The sequence below is a fragment of the Fructilactobacillus florum DSM 22689 = JCM 16035 genome, from assembly GCF_001436645.1.
In the GTDB taxonomy this organism is placed as follows: Bacteria; Bacillota; Bacilli; order Lactobacillales; family Lactobacillaceae; genus Fructilactobacillus; species Fructilactobacillus florum.
In genome coordinates this window covers 1-4516 of sequence record NZ_AYZI01000016.1, presented here as the reverse complement: position 1 = coordinate 4516, position 4516 = coordinate 1, and the positions used below count along the sequence as shown (strand labels likewise).

4 protein-coding genes and 1 other annotated feature are annotated in these 4516 nt (G+C 40.1%); all 4 genes read left to right on the top strand.

Annotated features, from left to right (window positions below):
- Positions 1-124: 124 nt before the first annotated feature.
- Positions 125-383: a binding site (T-box leader), on the top strand.
- A gap of 67 nt (positions 384-450) precedes the next feature.
- The 4 genes from FC87_RS06500 (at position 451) to FC87_RS06485 (ending at position 4231) form a co-directional block, all read left to right on the top strand.
- On the top strand, positions 451-1299 hold the full coding sequence (locus FC87_RS06500) for a MetQ/NlpA family ABC transporter substrate-binding protein (RefSeq protein WP_056961967.1): 849 nt from the start codon (positions 451-453) through the stop codon (positions 1297-1299).
- A gap of 212 nt (positions 1300-1511) precedes the next feature.
- Complete coding sequence (locus tag FC87_RS06495; protein ID WP_009166385.1) at positions 1512-2570, top strand: methionine ABC transporter ATP-binding protein; 1059 nt, start codon at positions 1512-1514, stop codon at positions 2568-2570.
- Positions 2567-3271, top strand: a complete 705-nt coding sequence (locus FC87_RS06490; RefSeq protein WP_054690785.1) for a methionine ABC transporter permease — start codon at positions 2567-2569, stop codon at positions 3269-3271. The genes FC87_RS06495 and FC87_RS06490 overlap by 4 nt, the downstream gene beginning before the upstream one ends.
- 102 nt (positions 3272-3373) lie before the next feature.
- Positions 3374-4231 carry a methylenetetrahydrofolate reductase gene (locus FC87_RS06485; RefSeq protein ID WP_056961964.1) on the top strand — a complete coding sequence of 286 codons (858 nt, stop codon included), beginning with the start codon at positions 3374-3376 and terminating at the stop codon, positions 4229-4231.
- Positions 4232-4516: the final 285 nt, after the last annotated feature.

Below are 4516 nucleotides of genomic sequence, written 5' to 3'. Positions count from 1 at the left end.
CAATTAGCAAGGTCTCAGTCGGTTGACTGGGACCTTTTTTGTATACAAAATTGGGAATGTTTAAATTTTTTTAAAAAAATGATTGACATGACCCTTACAGCTAGTTAGTATAATACATAATTAAATAAACAAATTGAGGAACTGAGTATTTGTTGAAATTTTCAAGAGAGTCTCTGATTGGTGCGAAAGAGATAAAAGGCAAACAAAGAAGATGGGTTCTAGATCAATCATTAGTGAGTTTCGACAAGCTAATGGCGGGGTTGCTACCGATATCTTAGCAAAGCTGTTCTAATCGAGACGCGTCAATTGGAGCAGTTTTTGAGGCAAATAGCCATTGACTATTTGTAAATTGAGGTGGTACCACGAGAGCATTCGTCCTTAGCTTGGACGAATGCTCTTTTTGTTTATTTAAATTTGGCGGTAAAAAATTAATCAGATGAGGTGAAAATAATGAATCGATTGAAGAAATTAACGATTGTAATAATTGGTTTGCTGGTAATTGGCGGAATTGGTTGGCTTAGTTTTGGTCCTAAGAGTGGGAATCAAAGTGAAAAAGTTGTCAAGGTAGGACTAATGACAGGGTCGAAAGCAGATGATGAGATTTGGCAATCGGTGGCTAAAACGGCTCATGAAAAATACCATATTAAATTGCAATTTGTGCATTTTACTGACTATACCCAGCCAAATACAGCCCTGGCACAACACTCGATTGATATTAATTCTTTTCAGCACTATGCCTTTTTAAAAGACTGGAATGATAAACATAAAACTGATATCACCTCCATCGGTGATACAGTAATTACACCTATCCGGTTATATTCAAACAAGTATCGCGATGTAAAGGAAATTCCGGATGGGTCTCAAATTACGATTCCAAATGATGCAACGAATGAAAGTCGAGCGCTCATTGTTTTAAAAGATGCTGGTTTGATTAAATTGGATGCAGGATCGAAAGGACTATTGACGGTCAAGGACATCACTGCCAACCGGAAAAATTTGGATATTAAGGAAGTTGATGCTTCGCAAACGGCACGCTCATTAAATGATGTGGCTGCTGCCATTGTAAACACTAATTATGCACAAACAGCTAATTTAGATATCAAAAAAAGTATTTTTGTCGAACCAGCGAACAAAGAATCTCGACCATGGGTTAATCTAATTGCTGCAAACAAAGCTGATAAAAATAAAAAAGAGTTAAAACAGGTTGTTAAAGCGTTTCAGAACAGGAAAACCGAACGCCTCATTAATCAGCACTACGGCAAACTAGAGTTATCAGCTTGGAATCGAAAATTTAATTAGCATGATGTTATCCCGCTGATGAACTAAAAAATTTCACTGAATTACAGGCTAGTGTGGTAAGGTTGACTTATCTTTACCAGACACGTTGGAGAGTTCTTGAAGCGCTTGGGTCTGCTATTTAATAATTTAAAGCCCTTACCAAAGGCGTGTTAGCAAGTTGTGAAATTATAGTTTATTTTAACGCAATCGAGTAATAAGAAAGGATCAATCCCATGGTAAAAAATATCGTTGAATTTAATCACGTTTCTGTGACTTTTCAGCAAAATCATAAGGATGTTCATGCCGTTTCGGATGTTTCATTTGGTATTCCAACCGGACAAATTTTTGGAATTGCTGGTTATTCTGGAGCGGGGAAGTCGACGTTGGTGCGAACGATTAATTTATTGCAGCAGCCAACTGCCGGTCGAATTTCAGTATTAGGCGAAATCTTTTTTGATGCTGATGACGCTAAACATCCAGCAATTGGTGCCAAAAAATTACGACAACAGCGGCGAAAAATTGGGATGGTCTTTCAACATTACAATTTATTAAATGAAAAAACGGTGATTCAAAACGTTGAATTTGCTCTGAAGCATAGTGACTTGAAAGCAAAGGAGGTCACGCAGAAAGCAGCTGAACTGCTGGAAGATGTTGGTTTGAGTAAACTAGCAAAGTATTATCCAGCCCAGTTATCAGGTGGACAGCAGCAACGGGTTGCGATTGCACGAGCTTTAGCCAATGATCCTCAAATCTTAATTTCAGATGAGGCTACTTCAGCACTTGATCCGGAAAATACTAATCAAATTTTAGATCTTTTACAAGAACTCAATCAAAAATATCAATTAACGGTGATTCTGATTACTCATGAAATGGAAGCAATTAAGCGGATTTGTGACCAGGTGGTAATCATGGACAGCGGTAAAGTTGTTGATTCTGGTAGTCTATTAGATGTTTTTGTTAAATCAGAAAATCCAGTTACCCATCGAATTGTTGGTAATGATTTTGATGCAAAGGCCATCTTGAATTCACTGCAAATCGATTGGAGTAATCGGAAATTAGTGCAGTTAATTTATTATTCAGGTCAGATTTCAGAACCGATTATTGTGGAGCTATATTCCCGCTTCAATGTTGCTGCTAACATCGTATATGCGGACATTGAGGAGTTTAAGCAACAACTTGTGGGTACCATGATTGTTGAATTAAATGGAAATGAAGCTCAAACACAACAAGCTCTGGATTATTTACAGCAGTTAGATATTGAGACAACAGAATTGCGAGGTGCAGCCGTATGAAAACGTGGTTCATAACAAATTTTCCCAATGTAGTTCAACAAGGATGGGGTGGAGAAACGGGATGGTGGACATCCATTACTCAAACCCTCTTTATGACTTTCTGGTCAGCAATCTTTGGCGGATTAGTTGGACTGATTTTTGGAGTTTGCTTAGTTTTATTCGATACGGATGGCATCTTACCTAATCGAGCAATTTTCAATGTCTTTGATAAGATTGTCTCGTTATTTCGAGCCGTTCCGTTTATTATCTTGCTGGCCTTTATCGCACCGGTCACACAAAAGATTGTTGGCACCCAGATTGGAACAACGGCAGCATTAGTTCCCCTTTCAGTAGGGGTCTTCCCATTCTATGCTCGTCAAGTGCAAGTGGCACTGCAAAGTGTCAATCACAGCACCATTGAATCTGCACAGGCCCTTGGTTCAACTAATTGGGATATTATTTCAGAGGTTTATTTAAGTGAAGCCTTTCCCGAATTGATTCGTGTTTCAACGGTGACTTTGATTAGCTTAGTTGGGTTAACGGCAATGGCGGGTGCGATTGGAGCCGGTGGCTTGGGGAACATGGCCATTTCTTACGGATACAATCGGTTTGCTAATGATGTTACGCTGGTCGCAACAATCCTAGTAGTGATCCTGGTCTTGTTAATTCAAGTAGTTGGTGATTTGTGGGCTAAATGGGTTAATCATACGCAAACAAATTAAGTGAACGTCTCAATTTTACAGCAACAGTTAAACCCCGCTGGTAGGTTCGCTCTGCCAGTGGGTTTTTCGCCTAAAAATTTAATTATTGAGGAGCAAATTGTGATGGCTGAGCATCAACCAAGCTTTTCGCTAGAGTTAACGCCACTTGGGGAAAATAGTGAGCAACAAGCGTTGCTGCAGTCTTTGCCTAGTTGGGGAGCGCTACAACCAGATTTTATTTCGATTACTGCTCATGGTGGAGTTGAGCGGTCTTATGGGGCTGACTTTGAACTGGCTACTGCCGTTCAGCAGGATTTGCAAATTCCAGCACTGGTTCACATTGCGGGGCAAACCTGGAGTCCGACAACGTTAAAACCGTACCTTGAAAAACTGCGAGCAGCAGAACTTCGACATGTCTTGACCATTCGAGGTGATGAAGTTTTTAAAAATGCAGAGCAGCAGAATTTCACCACTGCTGCTAACTTGGCCGCTTTTATCCGGCAGGTGGGTGGCTTTGATATCAGTGGAGCCTGCTATCCTCATTTATACCACATGCCGCCCACTGAGCTTCCTGATGATTTACACCTGCTGCAAGCGAAGCTCAGCAGTGGGATGACGCGCTTAATTACACAACTATTTTTTGATAATGAAGTTTTCTTTGCCTGGCAACGGCGAGTCCGTTCCATTGGCATCGGTGTTCCGATTCTAGCAGGGATTTTCCCCGTAACGAGTCTGCAACAAAAAAGCCGATTGAAACAGTTGGCAGGAGGGTCACTCCCGGATCAGCTGAATGATCAGTTGGCAGGTGTTGCTAATGATCCCGCGGCGGTGCAAGCCGTGGGAATTGACTATGCGGTTAACCAAATCAAGGATTTGCTAGCAAGGGGCGTGGATGGTATTCATTTATACACCATGAATAACTTAGAAGTAACCCAAAAAATTTACCAGAAAACCCAGGCCTGGTTCAACAAATCAAAGTGATTAAGTTATTTTGGCTAAAGCTCCTCTAAGATCTAGAAAAACCCCAGCGCTACTATCCTTAGTAGCGCTGGGGTTTTAAATCAATGACAACAAGCTTGGAGAGTGATATATTGATTGCTCCGTTTTAGAAATTAACAAAGAAGCAGTTACGGAGGATGAAATTTTGAATCGACTGTTGACATATAATAGTTACAGTTAGTCAAGAAAATTGAGATTTATCAGAGTTATCCATAGCGATTTTTATCATGTAAATACGATAACTACCATAAGCAATAATTATTCCAT